Source organism: Hoylesella buccalis ATCC 35310 (assembly GCF_025151385.1).
GTDB classification, from domain to species: Bacteria; Bacteroidota; Bacteroidia; order Bacteroidales; family Bacteroidaceae; genus Prevotella; species Prevotella buccalis.
In genome coordinates this window covers 2,253,766-2,272,577 of the sequence record NZ_CP102287.1, presented here as the reverse complement: position 1 = coordinate 2,272,577, position 18,812 = coordinate 2,253,766, and the positions used below count along the sequence as shown (strand labels likewise).

General features: G+C 47.3%; 18 protein-coding genes and 1 pseudogene. 13 read left to right on the top strand and 6 right to left on the bottom strand.

Annotated elements, in window-relative coordinates; translation table 11 throughout:
- Nucleotides 1–84: 84 nt before the first annotated feature.
- Nucleotides 85–1,013, top strand: a pseudogene (locus NQ518_RS09450) (IS982 family transposase).
- A 69-nt stretch (nt 1,014–1,082) separates the two neighbouring features.
- On the opposite strand, the gene NQ518_RS09445 reads toward NQ518_RS09450, so the two are convergent.
- Together NQ518_RS09445 and NQ518_RS09440 are read right to left on the bottom strand one after the other, a co-directional pair.
- Nucleotides 1,083–1,373: a helix-turn-helix domain-containing protein gene (locus tag NQ518_RS09445; protein WP_036873681.1), complete on the bottom strand. Its 291-nt coding sequence runs from the start codon at nt 1,371–1,373 to the stop codon at nt 1,083–1,085.
- Nucleotides 1,374–1,385: 12 nt separating this feature from the next.
- Entirely contained in the window at nt 1,386–1,688 is a 303-nt protein-coding gene (locus tag NQ518_RS09440; RefSeq protein WP_227208342.1) for a helix-turn-helix domain-containing protein, read from the bottom strand.
- Between the two features lie 432 nt (nt 1,689–2,120).
- On the opposite strand from NQ518_RS09440, the gene NQ518_RS09435 reads away from it, so the two are divergent.
- The 5 genes from NQ518_RS09435 (at nt 2,121) to NQ518_RS09415 (ending at nt 7,003) form a co-directional block, all read left to right on the top strand.
- On the top strand, nt 2,121–3,473 hold the full coding sequence (locus tag NQ518_RS09435; RefSeq protein WP_227962149.1) for a virulence-associated E family protein: 1,353 nt from the start codon (nt 2,121–2,123) through the stop codon (nt 3,471–3,473).
- 217 nt (nt 3,474–3,690) lie between these two features.
- Complete coding sequence (locus tag NQ518_RS09430; RefSeq protein WP_227208346.1) at nt 3,691–4,692, top strand: toprim domain-containing protein; 1,002 nt, start codon at nt 3,691–3,693, stop codon at nt 4,690–4,692.
- Nucleotides 4,693–4,696: 4 nt separating this feature from the next.
- A complete protein-coding gene (locus NQ518_RS09425; RefSeq protein WP_227208348.1) occupies nt 4,697–5,167 on the top strand; it encodes a DUF3408 domain-containing protein in 471 nt (156 codons plus the stop codon).
- Nucleotides 5,168–5,526: 359 nt separating this feature from the next.
- Nucleotides 5,527–5,952: a plasmid mobilization protein gene (locus tag NQ518_RS09420; protein WP_227962151.1), complete on the top strand. Its 426-nt coding sequence runs from the start codon at nt 5,527–5,529 to the stop codon at nt 5,950–5,952.
- Nucleotides 5,942–7,003, top strand: a complete 1,062-nt coding sequence (locus NQ518_RS09415) for a relaxase/mobilization nuclease domain-containing protein (protein WP_227962158.1) — start codon at nt 5,942–5,944, stop codon at nt 7,001–7,003. Before NQ518_RS09420 ends, NQ518_RS09415 begins: the two co-directional genes overlap by 11 nt.
- Nucleotides 7,004–7,671: 668 nt before the next feature.
- Here the strand turns inward: NQ518_RS09415 and NQ518_RS09410 are convergent.
- On the bottom strand, nt 7,672–8,124 hold the full coding sequence (locus NQ518_RS09410) for a DIP1984 family protein (RefSeq protein WP_023057791.1): 453 nt from the start codon (nt 8,122–8,124) through the stop codon (nt 7,672–7,674).
- Nucleotides 8,125–8,150: 26 nt separating this feature from the next.
- Entirely contained in the window at nt 8,151–8,711 is a 561-nt protein-coding gene (locus tag NQ518_RS09405) for an NUDIX domain-containing protein (RefSeq protein WP_227962390.1), read from the bottom strand.
- Nucleotides 8,712–8,898: 187 nt separating this feature from the next.
- On the opposite strand from NQ518_RS09405, the gene NQ518_RS09400 reads away from it, so the two are divergent.
- The 3 genes from NQ518_RS09400 to NQ518_RS09390 all read left to right on the top strand — a co-directional run bounded on the left by NQ518_RS09400 (nt 8,899) and on the right by NQ518_RS09390 (nt 13,864).
- The gene (locus tag NQ518_RS09400; RefSeq protein ID WP_227962161.1) at nt 8,899–10,131 is read left to right on the top strand and encodes a nucleoside recognition domain-containing protein; all 1,233 of its coding nucleotides are present in this window, start codon (nt 8,899–8,901) and stop codon (nt 10,129–10,131) included.
- A gap of 112 nt (nt 10,132–10,243) precedes the next feature.
- Nucleotides 10,244–11,737 carry an oligosaccharide flippase family protein gene (locus tag NQ518_RS09395; RefSeq protein ID WP_227962163.1) on the top strand — a complete coding sequence of 498 codons (1,494 nt, stop codon included), beginning with the start codon at nt 10,244–10,246 and terminating at the stop codon, nt 11,735–11,737.
- 15 nt (nt 11,738–11,752) lie between these two features.
- Nucleotides 11,753–13,864, top strand: a complete 2,112-nt coding sequence (locus tag NQ518_RS09390) for a S46 family peptidase (protein WP_227962165.1) — start codon at nt 11,753–11,755, stop codon at nt 13,862–13,864.
- A 29-nt stretch (nt 13,865–13,893) separates the two neighbouring features.
- Here NQ518_RS09390 and NQ518_RS09385 read toward each other — a convergent pair whose 3' ends face one another.
- On the bottom strand, nt 13,894–14,082 hold the full coding sequence (locus NQ518_RS09385) for a hypothetical protein (RefSeq protein WP_227207965.1): 189 nt from the start codon (nt 14,080–14,082) through the stop codon (nt 13,894–13,896).
- Between the two features lie 123 nt (nt 14,083–14,205).
- Here NQ518_RS09385 and NQ518_RS09380 point away from each other — a divergent pair, with 123 nt between their 5' ends.
- Genes NQ518_RS09380 through NQ518_RS09365 form a run of 4 tightly spaced genes read left to right on the top strand, consistent with a single transcriptional unit; the run spans nt 14,206 to nt 16,158 of the window.
- On the top strand, nt 14,206–14,685 hold the full coding sequence (locus NQ518_RS09380; RefSeq protein WP_227207963.1) for a DUF4252 domain-containing protein: 480 nt from the start codon (nt 14,206–14,208) through the stop codon (nt 14,683–14,685).
- Between the two features lie 34 nt (nt 14,686–14,719).
- Nucleotides 14,720–15,232 (top strand): RNA polymerase sigma factor, encoded by a 513-nt coding sequence (locus NQ518_RS09375; protein WP_227207961.1) that lies wholly within the window; start codon nt 14,720–14,722, stop codon nt 15,230–15,232.
- Complete coding sequence (locus NQ518_RS09370; RefSeq protein ID WP_227207959.1) at nt 15,219–15,692, top strand: anti-sigma factor; 474 nt, start codon at nt 15,219–15,221, stop codon at nt 15,690–15,692. The genes NQ518_RS09375 and NQ518_RS09370 overlap by 14 nt, the downstream gene beginning before the upstream one ends.
- A complete protein-coding gene (locus NQ518_RS09365; RefSeq protein ID WP_227207956.1) occupies nt 15,676–16,158 on the top strand; it encodes a DUF4252 domain-containing protein in 483 nt (160 codons plus the stop codon). The genes NQ518_RS09370 and NQ518_RS09365 overlap by 17 nt, the downstream gene beginning before the upstream one ends.
- Nucleotides 16,159–16,544: 386 nt before the next feature.
- On the opposite strand, the gene NQ518_RS09360 is transcribed toward NQ518_RS09365, so the two are convergent.
- Entirely contained in the window at nt 16,545–18,764 is a 2,220-nt protein-coding gene (locus NQ518_RS09360) for a putative Ig domain-containing protein (RefSeq protein ID WP_227207954.1), read from the bottom strand.
- Between the last annotated feature and the right edge of the window lie 48 nt (nt 18,765–18,812).

Genomic DNA, 18,812 nt, shown 5'->3' with positions numbered 1-18,812 from the left:
AAAAGGCTTGTAAAAGTTGGTAATTTCGTTAAAAAATTTGTATCTTTATAGTTGAAAATCAATAGATTACAGGATTTTTGAACGATGATTGCCAAGGACAAAGTTACTGAAATTTTCTGTATAAACGACGAGTTTGATAAGAATTTGAGTGCCGAATTTGCGAAAAACCTGCGTCTACCGTCCCATAACAGTGACGGTAAACGCTACCGAAACCGCAAGGGCAGGCTCTCGGAAAGTGAGATTATGACCATTTTGGTATGCTATCATTTCGGCGCATATCGCAATTTCAAGGAGTATTATTTGAATTGGGTCAAAGGGGTGATGCGTCAGGATTTCCCCGACACGGTTTCCTATAACCGCTTCGTTGAACTCATGCCAAGAGTGTTCTTTAAGATGATGCTGTTCATGAAGCTCTATGCCTTCGGCAAGTGTACGGGTATAACGTTTGTTGACAGCACAATGATACCCGTATGTCACAATGTACGACGATATTACAACAAAGTCTTTGCCGGCCTTGCCAAGGACGGAAAAAGTACCATGGGTTGGTGCCCTGGATTCAAGCTGCACCTGCTATGCAATGATTTTGGTGAAGTGATAACGTTCTGTCTTACAGGAGCAAATGTGGATGACAGGGATAGCAGAGTATGGACGGTGTTTGCAAAGGTCTTGTTTGGGAAGGTCTTCGCTGATAGAGGATACATCAAGCAGGAACTCGTTGAGAGCCTGTTCAGTCAAGATATCCAACTCGTTCATGGGTTCAAGGCTAAGATGAATAACGAACTGATGCCTATGTGGGACAAGATTATGCTGAGGAAAAGATACATCATCGAGTCTATTAACGAACTGCTCAAAAACAAGGCCAACCTTGTTCACTCAAGACACCACTCGACACACAACTTTATCATGAACTTGTGTTCTGCCCTTACAGCATACTGCTTCTTTGAGAACAAGCCAGAGGTACTGCCGGTGTATGTGGAAAAAAAACAAGGCAGTTGGAACTTTTTTCATGCTAAACTTATCCCGAACTCACGTAATTAATTAATGGAAGAAACCTTTGAGCCGTCATAGATTTACAAATCCAACTATTTATTATAGTTATCCTCCAACAACGTTTCCAAATCCGACTCCTTATAAAGTATCTTCCCTGCAAACTGCGTATAGGGAATAATCCTCCTGTCCCGATAGTCCTGCAGGGTACGGGGGCTGATATACAGCCGCTCGCACACCTCCTTGCCTGTCAGGAAATGCTCACCGCCAAACAGCGGTTTGTGTGTCTGTGCTACTTCCTTTATCCGTCTGTTCACTCTTTCAAGTGCGGACAGCACCACCTGCATATCATTCGCTTCCATATTCAAGTCCTTTATTGACTCCATTGTCATCTTGTTTTATGTGTTATTCTTAGATTTAACTGTTTTAGGCTTCTCCGATTTAGTCTGCAGCAGCCGCTCCACGTCCTCACGCTTGTAATAGCACTTATGCCCGATTTGGGCAAAGGGCAACACACCCGTATCACGATAGTGTTGCAAAGTGCGCTTGCTGATGTTGAGCAACCTGCACACATCACCATTGTGCAGCCAGTCCGTGTGTCTGATTCGTTCCCCGAATGCCTTGTGGCAGGTCTCGGCAAGGCTGAGAATCTCGTTCCTCAGCTTTGCCCAGTTTGAATCCGTAATGATAAAATATCCCATTGTTCTATTATTGTTTTGTTTGTAATTCCTATTCTTGTTTTGCGGTTTGTCGCATGTTTCTGCCTGCAAAAGTAGGGAGTGTTTGTCATACTTCAAAGCACAAGGGAACAGTAGGGAAATACAAGGAAAAACAATGAAAGGATAAAATGATTGTCGCTCTCTTTCTTTGTCTCTTTACTCCATTTTATCATATCCTTTTAGCCAACGCAATACGATGCGTATTGTAGCAAATTAGCACCTGCCTTTCTTGCATTCTTTACACACTTGTCCTCTTGTTTGGGGCTTAAATCCATACTTTCCAACAGTTTCTTGTCAAAAATCCGTGAGAAATTCATTGCCAATTTGCGCAACATTATGCAAGCACTCTCCGAATGCTTGGAACTTTCATCTTCTCGTAATAACTTCACTCACTGAAACCAAACCAAGCATATAATGAAAAAGAATGCAGATAAAGGCAAATCGGAGGGCGATAACGATATGCCCAAGCAAAGGAAGACTTCCTCAAAAAACGGTGAGATAGAAACCTATCTTTCCTCTCGCTATGAGTTCAGATACAACACGGTGCTGGAAAGAACTGAATACAGGAACAAGGACGATGCTCACTTCTCAAAAGTGGGTCGCTATGAAATCAACACGCTCCGCAGGGAACTTGACAACGATGTGGGGATTAACACATCTTCCGACAACCTCTATTCCATTATAGAGAGCAGCTTCTCTCCACGTATCAACCCTATACAGGAGTATTTCAAGGGATTGCCCTTGAGGGATATTGGTAATATCTGTGGTAATAATAGTGGCAATAGCGATAGTTGTAATCATGACAGTAGTGGCAATAATGAAAACAATTGCTGTTGTGATATTTCTTCCCTTTCACTGAAAGCCATTCCTGACTTGGCAAGTTGCGTTGTGGTGCGTAACTCTGACAAGTGGCTGCCGTACCTCACCAAATGGCTCGTGGCAGTGGTCGCCAATGCCATGGACGACCGTGAGTGCCGAAACCACACCTGTCTTGTGCTGACAGGCGAGCAGGGCAAGTTCAAAACTACATTCTTGGATTTGCTCTGCCCACCTGCATTGCATGGCTATAGCTACACAGGCAAGATATATCCGCAGGAGAAGGACACGCTTACCTATATAGGGCAAAATCTCATCGTAAACATTGACGACCAGCTCAAAGCCCTCAACAAGCGTGACGAGAACGAGCTGAAAAATCTCATCACCTGCCCGATGGTCAAATACCGTATGCCCTACGACAAGTACGTGGAAGAGCATCCCCACTTGGCAAGCTTTGTGGCATCAGTGAACGGCAATGACTTTCTTACAGACCCTACAGGAAGCAGACGCTTCCTGCCCTTTGAAGTGCTTTCCATAGATATTGAGAGAGCAAAACGTATTTCAATGGACAGCGTATATGCGGAATCGAAAGCCTTGTTGAGCATAGGTTTCCGCTATTGGTTTGACGATGAAGAGATAACGGAACTATACAGGGAGAGCGAGGATTTCCAAGTGCAGACCGCAGAAATGGAACTACTGCTACGCTGCTTTGAGAAGCCAACGGAGGATAATCCCTATTGTACCTATATGACCACCACCGAGATAATCACCTACTTGAGACTTTACACGCATCATCCCTTATCCTTGAAGCACATGGGCGAAGCCCTTAGGAAGGCAGGCTTTGAGAAAGTAAGCCGAAGGCGTGACGGCGGCAGCCCTATCTATGTATATAAGGTAAGGAAGATTCTGCCGTGTCCTTTGCTGAATAGTTGCAGCAGTCAGATGCCATAAACTATGTGTAGTAGGCAAATGTAGTTGGATGTGTAGTTTCTTCAAAAATCATAATATATGACTGATTAACAACAACTTAGAGCAGAGTAGTTTGTAGTAAGAAGAAAGATGAAAAAGTTTGGAGGGGAAAAACTTAGGAAAAGGGAAATTCATTCAAATGCAATCAAATATAATTCAGACAATCCATAATAATTCAAATGTTTAAAGTATCATGACAATGAAAGAAGAAGATTTATCACTCATCAAGCGATACCCCATCGTGGAGTATCTTGAAAGGAAAGGCATCAAGCCTGTACGTAGGACACCTTCCTATACGCTGTACCGCTCACCACTCAGAGAGGAAACGCATCCGAGTTTTAAGGTGGACACACAGAAGAACCTCTGGATAGACTATGCCGAAGGTAGGGGCGGAAGTATCATCGACCTCTGTATGCGATTGGAGGGCTGCACGCTATCGGAAGCCATTTGCCATTTGGGACAACAGACCACTTCCGCTGATGAAACGTACAGCCTTCCAAGCAGCGAACCTCGTATCGGTTTCAATCAGACATCCACAAAACAAGCAAGCGAGACAAGGAGACTGATAAGCATATCAGACACCCTACCGCCACATTTGCAGGAGTATCTTACAAAGGTACGCTGCATTGATTTGGAAAAGGCAAAGCCTTTCCTTAAATGTATCAGCTATGAGATAAGGGGAAGGCGCTATCAAGCCATCGGCTTTGCCAACCTGTTGGGAGGATATGAGCTCCGAGACAATCACTCGTTCAAGGGAACGATAGCTCCGAAGGACATTACTCCTATATTCACCGACAAGATAATAAACCAAATACAGCCAACTTGCGTGTTCGAGGGATTTATGGACTTCCTCTCTTTCCTTTCAATGAAAGAAGAAGTAACAAATGCCTGTATTGTGCTAAACTCCGTGAGCAATACCGCCAAAGCAATTCGGTATATGAATGCGCAGGGAATATCTTTCATTCGTACCTTTCTTGATAATGACGATGCAGGGCGGAGAGCTGTACAGGAGTTTGCAGGGGCAGGCTTTCATGTTGAGGACATGAGCATACACTACAAGGATTTCAAAGACCTCAACGAGTTTCATGTCAGTCGTGTCCGTGAGCGACAGAAGCATAAAGGGCAGATACAGGCACACATGTCGGTTACAGACCAAAATCAAAACAAGGAACCAAAACAAGTCAAACATAAAATCAGATAGAGAAATGAAAAAGAAAACAATGATGAATGACAAAGACCTTTCGTGGTTCTTGAACAACCAAGATGATGAAATGGACAATGAGGTAATCCCACAGACGGAAGCACAACCCGTTCCTGTGGAGGAAACAACAACGGACGTAGAAATGAATGAGGACAGCATTACTCAAGGAGAAGCGGGTATCACTTCTGGGAAATCCGAGCATACACGGCATACTGAGAATATGGCTGTTCAAAGACGCATCAGCTCAAAAATGAGAAAGAAAACACTCGAAGCCTACAAGCAAGCCTACCTTGTTCCGACAAAACTGAGCAATCGAAAGGCGGTCTATCTGAGCCGAGAAACGCAGGAGCGTGCCGACTTCATCGTGCGCAGGTTGGGCGACAGGGGCAGCAACCTTTCAAGTTTCGTGGAAAACATCGTGCGCCTCCATCTGGAGGAGTACGGTGAAGACATAGAGAAATGGAGGAGATTGTAAATCACAGGAAAAGGGGCGAGGACTTTTGGGAAAAGGTGCTATTATTCCACTCAAAACCCTCAACCCTTTTTTAGAGAACATAGCAACAGACATTTGTCAAACATACTGAATGATGGGAACACCACGAACGCAGTTAAACACAGAATGCGCGGCATTCACTTTTCGGCAGCAAAACGCCTTGTGCGTAAACGTTTCGTTAGCTGATATTGCAAGACGTCAGTTTGTACCCACAAACTGCCCTTGCTCCCCTCGTCTATCTATCGGGGAGATAAGACCGTAATCACTCCGTTCTCATCGGTCAGTATTTAGGAATTAAGGTAATAAATCATCTACAATGATAAACTTTCAAGGAAACTTATATGAACAGATATAAAGGAAAAGCTGCCCGATGGCAGCAACAGGATAAAGAAGAACAGCGGATGAACAAAACGGAGTTCATCAAGGTAAGATGCACCTTAGAGGAAAAGCAACGCATCAAGTCAAGGGCGGAAAGCACAGGGCGGAAGTTCTCCGACTACTGCCGTGAGATACTCCTTAACGGAGAAGTAACAGCCGTTCCCAAGATGACAGACAATGAGAGGGAAGCCATTGCCATTCTCCAACATACAGGAAGGTTCTATGGGCAGATTTCCAATCTCATCAAGCTCAAGGACGAGGATTGGCTACATATCACCAAGAACCTTTCGCTATGTGCCAAAGAGGCATTTAAGCGGTTTTACGACCCGCATTTTCGGGTGGATGATGAAATATATAAGGTCTTAAATCTAACAAGAAATGATAGGTAAATGCAAGGCGATAGCGCACGGAAGCACAGCTTTGGACTATATTTTCAGGGAAGGCAAACTCGGTAGTCGGCTTGCATTCCACAATCTTTGCAGCAGAGATCCAAAGACTATCTATGAGGAAATGAAAGTGGTCAGTAACTACAACAGCCGTTGCAGGTACAAGTTTCTCCGTATCGAAATTGGCATCGCACCGCAGGACGAGAAAAAGCTGTCTGTGTCTGAATATATGTGGATAGCACATTTGTTTGCCAAGCGAATGGGACTTGACAACCACCAATGGGTGGCAGTAACGCACAAGGACACCGATAATAGACACATTCACATAATTGCTAACCGTATCAGTCTGTATGGAGAAGTCTATGATACCACCTTTGTGAGCAATAGGGCTGCAAGGGTGGCAGAGGAAATCAGCAGGGAGAAAGGCTTGACCATTGCAAAAGAGGTCAAGGCAGAAAGGAAACACCAAAAGGAAAAAGCCAGCCTTACAAGAGAGCAAACAAAGCAGCAGGTGCAGAAGATTTGCTACACCTTGCTTGACAAGTACAAAGGAACAGGCGTCACGGGGCATTCCATGTTCCTTTATGAATTGAACAAAAACGGCATTACTATAGAGCGTATGAAGAACAAGCAGGGCAAGGTATATGGTTTGAAGTTCTCATACGCAGGGCAATCCTTCAAGGCTTCCGAAATCGGCAGGGAGTTCGGCTACCATTCCTTGCAGAAGAACTTTGAAACAACCAGCAAGGAAGAATCAAGGAAACCACATCTAACAGTACAAGAGCCTACAGAAAAGAAAGAACAATCTGATACAGGCTACCAACTTGTACCTCCAAGCCGCTCCTCTATCTCACGAGACAATGATACCTCACAAGTGCAGAATCCCATTGGTGCAGTGGCAGACACCATCGTTAGCGCAGCCGATGAAGCGGTGGAAGGGTTAGGCGATTTAATTACACCAAGTACACAAGGCAATGACTTAACCGCAGCTGCATGGCAGCGCAAACTCAGATACCAAGCTAACAGAAAGAAGAAACGTGGAAGGGGAATATAAACATAGCATACAAAAAGTGCATAATAAAGAATATCTCATCAAAAACGCTTGCTATTCGGTAACAAAGTATTATCTTTGCAAACAGAATAACAAGCGTTCTTTGTTAGGCAGAAAACAGCGAAACCAAGTAGTTCGCTCGTTTCCAAATCGTTACCAGTTTAGTTGTACAAACAAGGTAACTTCTTTATTTTCAATGAGTTGTATTTTGAGAATTATCTTGCGCAGCAAAAGCATGCATATTGCCCATTTACTGCATGTGAATAGGGTACAAAGGGCTGAGTTTAAGGCTTTGAAAGCCTTCAAAATCTTCTCATTTTGTCTATTTCTCGATTTTATTTTGTCAAAGAAAATGAATTGGTTTAACAAACGAAAGGTTTGTTAACAAGGTAGAGCGTCGAAAGCCCTACGCATGTTAAAAATCCCACATCCCACCCTCATCTCAAAGAATACAGTCAGTTGACGGTCGTGCTACGTGCTCTTTGCGCCGTGCATTCGTATGCTGATGTGCTGAACCTGCACCGTGACTTGATTCATAATAGAATCATGCTGTTGGTTCCGAACAGCGCAAGTGATCATACTTTTCTTTTTCAACTCGCCCTGTATTGCGAGACTACGTCCATAAAATGTCATTGCGCAACCTGCGGGTTGCGTTTGTCGTTGGTGCGACCTTATACCAAGTCTACCTCAAAATTGGTGGCCTGAATTTGCATGTCCAGCTTGCGCAACTCCTGCGAAAAGTGGTCAATTTGCTTGTTCAGTGCCTTGATATCGATAGTTGAAACGTATTTAATCTCGGTACGCGAATAGCGGTCTTGAGTCTGAGTTGCAGCGTTAAAAGCCTCTCTGAGAATGCCAATGCGCTTGGTCAGCACGTCGCGTTCGGCCATCATGGCGGTCAGGGTGCGTCCATTGCGCTCTGTCTTCAGGTTGGTGATGTTGATTTTCAGAATCAGTTCTTCGAGCTGTTTCAAGCATTCGTCCAGCACTTTGAGCAGCTCTTCCGGCTGTTCAGCAGGCTCGTCGCCCTCCTGGATTTTCACGTTTTGCGTCAGTCGACTGCTCAATTGATCAATCTTTTTCTGCAAATCTTTTCTCAAACTTAATGCTTCTGCCAGTTTCATGATGATATATTTTTATTGATTTTTGTTCATTTGTTTGGTTTCTTGCCTACGTTTGTCCAACCCATTTCGCTGGCTCTTTCGAGGAAAATGCGCAAACCTTGGCGGATAGAACGCAGTCCGAACTGCTCGGTGTGAATCTCATTTAGCGGCAACCACAAGGCTTCATCGGCGTCGTCACCAGCTTTCAGACAGGATGTGTCGCTCACTTCGCAACGGAAAAACATGTCGAGTGTAGGGATATCCAGTCCGCTGTAGCGGTATTTGTTGGGCAAACTGAACACATATTCCGCGCGGTCTACCTGCAAATTTGTTTCCTCTTTCACCTCCCTGATGATGGCTTCTTCGCCCGTTTCGTTTGCATCGGTGAATCCACCGGGAAGGTCCAGCGTTCCTTTGCCGGGTTCGTTGCGCCGCTTCTCAACCAACAATTCCCCACGTTCGTTGAGGATGAAGGCCACGTTGGCGGCACTTGGGTTCATGAAATACACAAAGTCACAGTTCTCACATCGTTTGCTCTTCTCGTTCTTTTCCACGAAGTGTTGGCTCCCACACACTGGGCAGAACTTGAATTTTTCCAAAAAATGCATCATAGTTAGTCATTCTTGTCTTGTTGGACACTATCCAAATACAAATTTAAACAAAATATTTGAATTAAAAGTCTGTTTTGATGAAAATTTAGAAAGGACCTTGATTTACCCCCGTACATCGTGCATTGCTGGTAAAAAATATCCGTTTACTTGGGTGAACCGGCATTTTTATATAATTTTGCACCAAATGGTATTGAACTATATTTGGGTTTCATTTTTCATCCTTGCCTTTGTTATCGCTTTGGCAAGAATGGTTTTCATGGGTGACATGGAGGTGTTTCCAGCCATGATGAATTCTACGTTTGAATCATCCAAGACGGCTTTCGAGATTTCGTTGGGACTTACGGGCGTGCTTTCCTTGTGGCTCGGCATCATGAAGATTGGCGAGCGGGGAGGTGTCATCAATGTCTTGGCTCGTATGCTTTCACCTGTATTCTCTAAGGTGTTTCCCGACATACCGAAGGGACATCCAGTCACAGGGAGTATCTTTATGAATATGGCGGCCAACATGTTGGGGCTTGACAATGCCGCCACGCCGTTGGGACTGAAGGCCATGGAACAGCTACAGGAGCTGAACACGAGGAAGGATACCGCCACCAATCCGATGATTATGTTCCTGGTTCTCAACACTTCGGGACTGACCTTGATACCCGTGAGCATCATGGTGTACCGCTCACAGCTGGGAGCTGCGCAGCCCACCGACATCTTCATCCCCATTCTGCTGGCTACTTTTTTCTCTACCATTGCCGGTCTTATCATCACATCTATCTATCAGAAAATCAACCTGCTCAACAAGGTCATGGTGCTCACCCTTGGCGGGATGGCGGCCATCGTGTCGCTCATCATCTGGGGATTCGGGCAGATGAGCAAGGACACGATGAACGTGGTGAGCACCAGTGTGGCCAACATCTTGCTCATGACCATCATCGTGCTGTTCATCTTCGCTGGCTTACGCAAGAAAGTGAATGTCTACGACGCCTTCATCGAAGGGGCGAAAGACGGGTTTACCACAGCTGTGCGCATCATACCTTATTTAGTAGCCATCCTCGTGGGCATCGGCGTGTTCCGTGCATCGGGTGCCATGGACATGTTGGTCGACGGCATTGGATGGTGCGTGTCGGCGGTAGGAGGCGACAATCAGTTTGTGGGTGCCTTGCCAACCGCCCTCATGAAACCGCTCTCGGGCAGTGGTGCGCGCGGCATGATGGTTGATGCGATGACCACATACGGTGCCGACTCGTTCGTTGGTCGCTTGAGTTGCGTCTTCCAAGGCTCCACCGACACCACCTTTTATATATTGGCTGTCTACTTCGGTAGTGTCAACATCCGCTACACACGTCATGCCGTGGCGTGCGGATTGCTGGCCGATTTGGCGGGTGTTGTGGCGGCAATAGCCATCGCGTACATGTTTTTTGGATAGAAGCCTCTCCCCCTGCCCCTCCCCGAAAGGGAGGGGAGCGATTAGCTGTATGAGGTTGTAGGACTATCAACTTGTGAACTTGTCAACTCGTCTACTTGTAAACTCATAAACTATGTCGAATCTAAAGTCATTGGTCAAGGATACAGCCATTTATGGACTGAGTAGCATTGTAGGTCGTTTTCTAAACTACCTGCTCACTCCCCTGTACACCATCAAGCTGGCATCGGCCAGCGGCGAGTATGGCATCATGACCAACATGTATGCCGTGACGGCTCTGATACTCGTGATATTGACATTCGGATTGGAAACTACCTTTTTCCGTTTTGCCAACAAGTCGGGCGAAGATCCGCGCAAAGTTTATTCCACAACGCTGATTGCCGTTGGCTCCGGCGCACTGAGTTTCTTTCTGTTGGTGCTGATGTTCTTGTCGCCAATTGCCTCGTTCATGGGCTATGCCGACCATCCATCGTATATATGGGTTATGGCACTCACAGTGGCCATCGACTCGTTCCTATGCATTCCGTTCGATTACCTGCGTTTTAAGAACCGTCCTATCAAGTTTGCATCTCTCAAATTGTTCGCCATCGTGCTGAGCATAGCCTTGAACTTAGTTTATTATCTCTTGCTGCCAGCACTCTATGAGCGTCATCCAGAGGCGGTGGGAATGGTCTACAGTCCGTCTGTTGGCGTGGGCTATGCGTTCTACATCAACCTGGCCTGCTCGGCACTCACCGTTCCTTTGTTGTGGAAAGAGTTGACCTGCGTGAGCTATGTCTTCGATAAAAAGCTGATGAGGCGCATGCTTTCGTACAGTTGGCCCATCCTTGTGCTTGGGTTGGCGGGCATCCTGAACCAGACAGCCGATAAGATATTGTTTCCACATATCTATCAAGGTGCCGATAGTTTGGCCCAGCTTGGCATCTATGGAGCCGCCAGTAAGATAGCTATGATCATGGCCATGATTACACAAGCCTTTCGCTTTGCCTACGAACCCTTTGTCTTTGGCAAAGCAGAGGAACGAGATAACCGCGAAACCTACGCCAAAGCCATGAAATATTTCATTATTTTCACCCTGTTGGCCTTCCTTGTTGTGGTGGGCTATCTGGACATCTTGCGCTATCTCATCGGCAAGGATTACTGGGAAGGACTGCGTGTGGTGCCCATCGTTATGGCCGCCGAAATCATGATGGGCGTTTATTTCAACCTCTCATTCTGGTACAAACTCATTGACAAGACCATCTGGGGAGCGTATTTCTCGGGCATTGGTTGTGCCGTACTCATTGCCATCAACATCATCTTTGTGCCCAGTTACGGCTACATAGCCTGTGCGTGGGCTGGTTTTGCGGGCTACGGCGTGGCCATGATTCTGTCGTATATTGTCGGACAGAAGATGTATCCCATCCGCTATCCCATGCGCAGCATCCTCACCTATGTGGCGTTGGCAGTGGCTTGTTTCTTTGTTATGACAGCCTTTAATGATGTACTTACCACAGCTGGCGCACTGGTTGTCAACACATTGCTCATTGCGTTGTTTGTGGCCTACATCATCAAGTTCGACTTCCCATTGCGCCAATTGTCCATCATAGGCAAATATTTCAGAAAATAAATCAATTACAATTATATGAAAAAATCAACATTACTCCTTGCCGGATTGCTTGCTGCCAACGTAGCAAGTGCCGACGAAGGCATGTGGACCTTGTACAACTTGCCGCAAGCTGTGTACGAACAGATGCAGGCACAGGGCTTTCAGGTTCCTTACAACGACTTGTACTATGGCGATCAAGCCATGAAGAACGCAGTGGTTAACTTCTCCGGTTATTGTACCGGTGTGGTGGTTTCGCCCGACGGACTGGTGTTCACCAACCACCATTGTGGCTTCGAAGGCATCCGAAGTCACTCCACCGTGGAACACGATTACATGAAAAATGGCTTTTATGCCAAGAGCTATGAGGAGGAACTGCCTAACAAAGACATGTTCGTGAGCTTCATGGTTGAGCAGAAAGATATTACCGACAAGCTGAGAATGATGGACTTTGACAATCTCACTACCGAGCGACAAGACTCAATACTTGATTCGCTACAAAACGCTATGAGTGACTCCATCAAGCGCATTGACAAGACACTACACATCGGGATTGACGCTTTTTACGAGGGCAACACTTACTATGCCACTACCTATCGGCAGTTCAACGACCTGCGACTGGTGTTCGCCGTGCCCAAGTCGATGGGCAAATTCGGTGGCGAAACCGATAACTGGATGTGGCCACGGCAAACCTGCGACTTCTCCGTGTTCCGCATCTATGCCGACAAGAAGACCAACGGACCGGCCGAATATTCAAAGGATAATGTGCCTTACCATCCTAAGAAATGGGCACAGGTAAGCCTGCAGGGCTACAAGGATGGGGACTATTCTATGACGATTGGTTATCCCGGGTCGACCAGCCGCTACCTTTCGTCGTATGGTATTCGTGAGCGAAGGGATGCACTCAATGCTCCCCGTGCCCAAGTGCGTGGTGTGAAGCAAGCCATTATGACTCGACACATGCGGGCAGACGATGGCGTACGTATCAAGTATGATTCGAAGTTTGCGCAGAGTTCCAATTATTGGAAGAACTCCATCGGCATGAACAAGTGCATCGACTCCATCGGCATCATCAACCAAAAGCAGCAATACGAGCAGAAAATACGCCAATGGCAACAGCAGACAGGGTACCTGAAGGGCAAGCTCGACTTTGATACCATGGCCCGACTTTACAACCAACGCCTCGATGTTATGAAGGCTTTTATGTTCTTCCGTGAGACATTCGGCCGCACCAACGAGTTCACTACCCGTGCCATGCAGCTGAACAATAAGGAAATACTCGGTCCCAAAAACAATCCCAAGAAGCAGTACATCCTCTTCAAGGACAACAGTGACGAGTGGGATGAGGCATTGGATAAGGAGGTGATGGCTGCGCTGCTCAAGAACTATAAAGACAAGGTGGCGGCCAAATACCTACCTAAATTCTACCAAACCATCACCACCAAGTACGGCGGCGACTACACCCGCTATGTCAATGAGCTGTACAAAAAGTCGTTTTTGATGAAGAGCGGCAAGCGAATCTACGCCAACAAGAAAAGCTACCAGCGTGACCCAGGCGTTGTATATAGTCTTGATTTGCTGGAGACCATGGGTGAGTTTACAGCCGATTTGTCGGCATTCGAGGACAGTATCAAGCTCCAAGAGAAATATCTCTGTGCCGCCAAGCTGCGCATGGAGGAAGACATGCCCCACTATTCGGATGCCAACTTCACCATGCGATTGAGTTATGGGCAGGTAGGAGGCTTCATGCTGGGCGGTAAACCTTCGGGCTATTACACCACGGCAGAAAGCATGGTAGAGAAAATGAACCAAGCTGATAAGGTGTACGAGTACCAGGCAGAACCTGTGATGAAGGAGATTCTTAGTGCCAAGGACTTCGGTCCATACCAGGACAAGCTGACGGGTAAGATGCAACTTTGCTTCCTCACCAACAACGACATCACCGGTGGAAACAGCGGAAGTCCGATGTTCGACGGCCAAGGACGGCTCATCGGACTGGCTTTCGACGGCAACTGGGACAGTCTTTCGAGCGACATCAATTTCGATTCTCGCCTGGCTCGCTGCATCGGAGTGGACATCCGTTATGTGCTGTTGATGATGGATCGCTGGGGACATGCTGACCGTTTGCTCAAAGAAATCAACGCCCAGTAAAGCACTGCTTATATGATAGCGGTGACAAGTCACATGGGCAGGATGAAACGTGAAGCGGATTGCCTACCATGTTTCATTTCGCCTTGCACCCTATCTTCACACAAACTGTTTTCCTTGCTCAGCGAATTGCCTGAACGAGGAAGACAGTTTTTCTTGTTTTTCCATGGTTCGTCATGGGTGATATGACAGCCACTTAACTCCAAAGAAAGGTTCATCATCCTAAAAAAAGTGTTTGATATTTGTAACACAATCTGCGTTTTCTACGTCTGATGAAATAGAACACCACTATGATAGCGTGTTTTTGAAGTAACATAACATAATCCATTAAATAATAAAAACGTATGAAAAAAGTGATGATAATCGCAGCATTGGCATTCATGACCATGACTGTTCAGGCCCAAATGTCGGTAGATCGTTTGATGAGGAAGTACAAACATTCGCCCAAGGCTGAATATGTACATGTGCCGAAAATGATGATGTCGCTTGCCAAGGCAATAACGACCAACGATGCCGACGACTATTCGAAATACATCAAGCATATCAACAGTATCAAAGTCTTGGACATGGAGGATTGCTCAAAAGCTGTTAAACAGCAGTTTTTCAAGGATGTTGCTCGACTGAAAACAGTCGGTTACGAGGAGTTGATGACGGCTAAGGAAGCAGATGAGCAAACCGTAATCATGGTGAAGAGGAGCAAAACTGGGATTAAAGAGCTCGTCATCATCGATTCGGATGATGACGATGCCGCATTAATCCAAATCTTAGGAAACATCAAGAATTCAGAGATACAGAAGATTATTGCGGAGGAAAAGAAGAAATAATCTGCTCCCCAACCCACTCAATCTTACAAGCTGTATGGATGCCTCACAATTTAAACAGTGTTTCTTGCCATGTCATGAGCAAATGTACCGCATGGCATGGCGGCTCACAGGCAATGCGCAGGCGGCCGAAGACCTGGTGCAGGAGGCTCTCCTAAAGCTGTGGATCAAGCGCGATGGACTGCAAATTACCGACTCGGCTGAGGCTTTCTGCGTCACCACGGTGAAGAACTTGTACTATGACCAGGTGCGGAAGCGGCGTCCACAAACCACGGATCATACCCCGGAGGAGTTGCAGATACCCCACGATGACGATGCCGGCAGGGCGATTGAGCAGGCAGAAGACCGGCAGATGGCGTGGCAACTCATCAGCGGTCTGCCCGAGCAACAACGGCAAATCGTGATGATGAGGGACATCGGCGAGCTGGCGTATCGGGAGATTGAGCGGCAAACGGGCCTCACGGCGGTAAACATCAGGGTACTGTTAAGCCGCGCCCGCAAGCAGATGAGAGAACAACTAAAACAGATGAAAGACAATGGATACAGATAAAATCAGGCAACTTCTTGACCGCTACTATGACGGGCAGACCAACGAGCGCGAGGAACAAGTGCTGAAAGACTATTTCCTTCAGGATGACGTTCCGCCTCAGTGGGCGACCGACCAGCGGCTCTTTCGGCAGTTGTATGGCGCGAATATGCCAGCCATTGACGGTCTGGAGCAGCGGTTGTCGCGGCAGATTGACGGCTGGAACCGTGTGGAGAAGACGACCAGTCGGCGTTCCCGCACCGTCGGTCTGCGGTGGATGGCCGGCATTGCGGCCTCCCTGTTGTTGCTTTTCACCATCGGCCTACTGGTCGACAGACAGCAAAAACAGGCGCAATATGCCGTGCAGCAAGATACATTCGACGACCCGAGGGATGCGTATGCCGAAACACAGAAGGCCCTGATGATGTTTTCCAAGTCGATTAACAAAGGTTTAAATAAAGTAGAAAATGTTACACAAGAGTGATTTGACCGCATGGCTGAGAACATTGTCCCTGGCCATTTGCCTCGTATTGGGGTGTGTGTCGCTGTCGGCACAGGACCGTCTGTTCAAGCAGTTTGAGAACACCAAGGGTGTGTCCACGGTGTACATCTCGCCCGCGATGTTCAAGCTGATGCCCAAACTCGACGTGGGCGACAAGGATTTGGCCAAGCTGGCCTCCCGACTGTCGCGCTTGCAAATCTTGCAATGCGAGCGCCCATCGCTGATTCCTTCTATCAAGAAGCAAGCGCAGGCGTACTATGACAACAACCGCTATGAAGTGATTATGCGGGTGAAAGACGACGATGAGCGTACCACCATCTACCAGAAAGTGGTGGGAAAGGGCAACAATGAGTTTGTTCTTCTCAATGAGGAGAAAGACGAGTTGTCACTCATCCACCTCATTGGGAACATTAAATTGGAGGATATAAAAGACCTCTACGACCGATAGTTGGCGGATGTGTCATACAAAAGAAGGCTGGTTTGAATGGACAAACCAGCCTTCTTTTTTCGATAGAGGGTGAGTATGGATTTCACAGCTTGACGCATGATTGTAACTTACTGTCATCTACGGCTTTGCAAACTCATTGACATTGGACATCAAACCCATTGACATTGACTGCCAAACCCATTGAGTTTGACGACCAAAGTCAATGAGTTTGAAAACCGATAAGATGATGGTATGATGTATGGTCGTGATTTCTCACGCTCTGAATAGATTGTGGAGTGGGGTATGGTCGTGATTTCTCACGCTCCAATTAAATATAAATGGCCTGGAGGGTTGTGGTGGTATCACGCTCCTCCAGGCCATCGTGTTGTTGTGTAAAGGCTTAACTATCAGTATTTCACCTTGATATATTTCACGCCGTGAGTGGGCACAAAGTAATTAGTGTCGGTGGTCGACAAGTCTTTCTGCTGCCACAAGTCACGCACGGATTGCAACTGCCGAATGCCCAGTTGGCCGAAATATTTGGAAAGATCCACGCGCGCATCCTCGCTTCCTACATTAAAGATACCGATGGCATGACAGCCGTCGGCCAGTGGACGTTGCCATATTTGGATGTCACCGTCCAGCACGTCGCGCTTGGCTTGCTTGCCCAGTGCGTCTTGGTTGATGGCGTTTACCTCGTTGTTACACAACAAGCCGAAGGTGAAGTCGTCCATTTGACTGAGGTCTCCGCCCATAAGCATGTTGGCAGCCAGCAGAGTCCAGAGCGAGATGTGCGTGTACTGCTCGTCGGGTGTCAGGCGTGTGTCGTGGAGTTTTGGCCCCCATCCCACCTTACCTACTACAAGCATGTCGGGATCGTTCCAATGGCCTGGTCCGGCGTAGGGATAGAGTTCGGCCTGACGTACAAATCCAATGTAGTACAACGACTGCCATGTGTCGGTGATATCGCCGGTGGTTCTCCACGAATTGGCATCAACCGCATGGCCCCATTTCCACACGTCGGCCATGCCGTATTGACATAAACTGTAGAAAATGTCGCGTGGCTGTGCACGCAAGTATTCCTGCATTTTCAGGTAAGGGCGCACGTATGCGGCAACGGAAAGGTCGCCATCGGCATCAAACTTGCGGCTGTAGCCACACCAATCGTACTTGAGATAGTCAACACCCCACTCGTTGTAGGTCTTCGCATCCTGCTCCTCATGGTCGAGCGAGCCAAGGTAATGCCCGCATGTAAGGTCGCCTGGCGAGGAGTAGATGCCAAAGCGCAGTCCGTTGTTGTGCAGCCAGTCGCCCAGTCCTTTCATGTTCGGGAACTTTTCGTTCACGGCAATGGTTCCGTCGGCATTGCGCTTCTCGGCCTCCCAGGCATCGTCCACGTTGATGTAATTATAGCCATAGTCGGCCAATCCGCGGTCGATGAGCGCCTTGGCAGATGCCATTACTTTCTCTTGTGACACGCTGGTGCCCCAGCAGTTCCAGCTGTTCCAACCCATAGGCGGCGTCAAGGCAATCTGATGTCCAACGTGGATGCTGAAGTCTTTCTCATCTTTTCCCTTGCTGTTTTCGGCAACCAAGGTGAGTTTGTATTCGCCCCTCTCTTTCAAACTGCCGCTGATGACCCCGTTTTCGGCGTTGACAGAGAGGCCTGCCGGTAGGTTCTTCACACTGAACTTCATGGGTCTGTCGCCAGAAGCAGGGATGCGGAAGATTACTGGAGAACCCGGGCGCACACCCATCACTGCTGCACTGTTGATGCGGGGCGTGGCTGGAGCAATGGGCGTGAGAATGTATTTGGGCGCATAGTGGCGTGTGATGCTCTTCTTGCTTTTGGCATCTGTGTAAACACACTGGATGCGGACATAATTGTGGGGGTTATAAAAAACGGCGATGGCTGACTGCCCATTGGGTTTCAGGGAGAGCTTGCGTTGTTGCTGACTCAGAACCTTTCTGGTCTCGGGGTTCACCATATTGATTTGAAGGGTTCCTTTCTGTGCAAAATTGAAGATGTTCTTGAATTGAATCTTACACACGTCTTTGCCTTTCACCCGGGTCTCGCCGAAGGTAATTTTGAGGCCATCCACCTTGTTGGGAACGTTCAGCTTTGGGGCACGGAAGTACATGCCACCGTCTCCTCCGCCATTATATACGCGCACGGCAATGACGTTTTCTTGTCCCCATTTCACGGCTTTGTGCTTAGCGGAGATGCTATATTCGCGCTCAACGTCGAACGCTTCCTTATAACCTTGTGGCGAATCGGGTAGGCTTCCCGTACCACCAATGCGCACGCCATTGAAGAATGCCTCATCGGCATCATCGATTTTGCCCAGGTAGATGTTGATGGCTTGTTTCAAATCAGAGTTGTCCAGCATCGATTGGGGCAAGATAAATTTGAAGCGATACCATCCGTAGGTGTTCGTCTTGGTGGGTCCTTGCTCTCCCCACTTCATGGTAGTTTTGAGGGTGTTCCAGCTGCTGTCGTCGAAATCGGCATTCTTCCATTCGGGATTGTCGCCCATCTGGAACTTCGCTTTGTCAAAAGTAAGTACTTGCGCATAGGTCATACTGGTCATGAAAAGCAGCAGTATGGCTAAGATTTCTTTTCTCATGTAAAATATTGTTTTTGGTTATTACGTTGGGTTTTAGTGCAAAGATAA

Coding starts and splice junctions, on each gene's coding strand:
- NQ518_RS09445 (WP_036873681.1), bottom strand. CDS start 1,373: ATGGAGTCAATAAAGGACTTGAATATGGAAGCGAATGATATGCAGGTG.
- NQ518_RS09440 (WP_227208342.1), bottom strand. CDS start 1,688: ATGGGATATTTTATCATTACGGATTCAAACTGGGCAAAGCTGAGGAAC.
- NQ518_RS09435 (WP_227962149.1), top strand. CDS start 2,121: ATGAAAAAGAATGCAGATAAAGGCAAATCGGAGGGCGATAACGATATG.
- NQ518_RS09430 (WP_227208346.1), top strand. CDS start 3,691: ATGAAAGAAGAAGATTTATCACTCATCAAGCGATACCCCATCGTGGAG.
- NQ518_RS09425 (WP_227208348.1), top strand. CDS start 4,697: ATGAAAAAGAAAACAATGATGAATGACAAAGACCTTTCGTGGTTCTTG.
- NQ518_RS09420 (WP_227962151.1), top strand. CDS start 5,527: ATGAACAGATATAAAGGAAAAGCTGCCCGATGGCAGCAACAGGATAAA.
- NQ518_RS09415 (WP_227962158.1), top strand. CDS start 5,942: ATGATAGGTAAATGCAAGGCGATAGCGCACGGAAGCACAGCTTTGGAC.
- NQ518_RS09410 (WP_023057791.1), bottom strand. CDS start 8,124: ATGAAACTGGCAGAAGCATTAAGTTTGAGAAAAGATTTGCAGAAAAAG.
- NQ518_RS09405 (WP_227962390.1), bottom strand. CDS start 8,711: ATGCATTTTTTGGAAAAATTCAAGTTCTGCCCAGTGTGTGGGAGCCAA.
- NQ518_RS09400 (WP_227962161.1), top strand. CDS start 8,899: ATGGTATTGAACTATATTTGGGTTTCATTTTTCATCCTTGCCTTTGTT.
- NQ518_RS09395 (WP_227962163.1), top strand. CDS start 10,244: ATGTCGAATCTAAAGTCATTGGTCAAGGATACAGCCATTTATGGACTG.
- NQ518_RS09390 (WP_227962165.1), top strand. CDS start 11,753: ATGAAAAAATCAACATTACTCCTTGCCGGATTGCTTGCTGCCAACGTA.
- NQ518_RS09385 (WP_227207965.1), bottom strand. CDS start 14,082: ATGATGAACCTTTCTTTGGAGTTAAGTGGCTGTCATATCACCCATGAC.
- NQ518_RS09380 (WP_227207963.1), top strand. CDS start 14,206: ATGAAAAAAGTGATGATAATCGCAGCATTGGCATTCATGACCATGACT.
- NQ518_RS09375 (WP_227207961.1), top strand. CDS start 14,720: ATGGATGCCTCACAATTTAAACAGTGTTTCTTGCCATGTCATGAGCAA.
- NQ518_RS09370 (WP_227207959.1), top strand. CDS start 15,219: ATGGATACAGATAAAATCAGGCAACTTCTTGACCGCTACTATGACGGG.
- NQ518_RS09365 (WP_227207956.1), top strand. CDS start 15,676: ATGTTACACAAGAGTGATTTGACCGCATGGCTGAGAACATTGTCCCTG.
- NQ518_RS09360 (WP_227207954.1), bottom strand. CDS start 18,764: ATGAGAAAAGAAATCTTAGCCATACTGCTGCTTTTCATGACCAGTATG.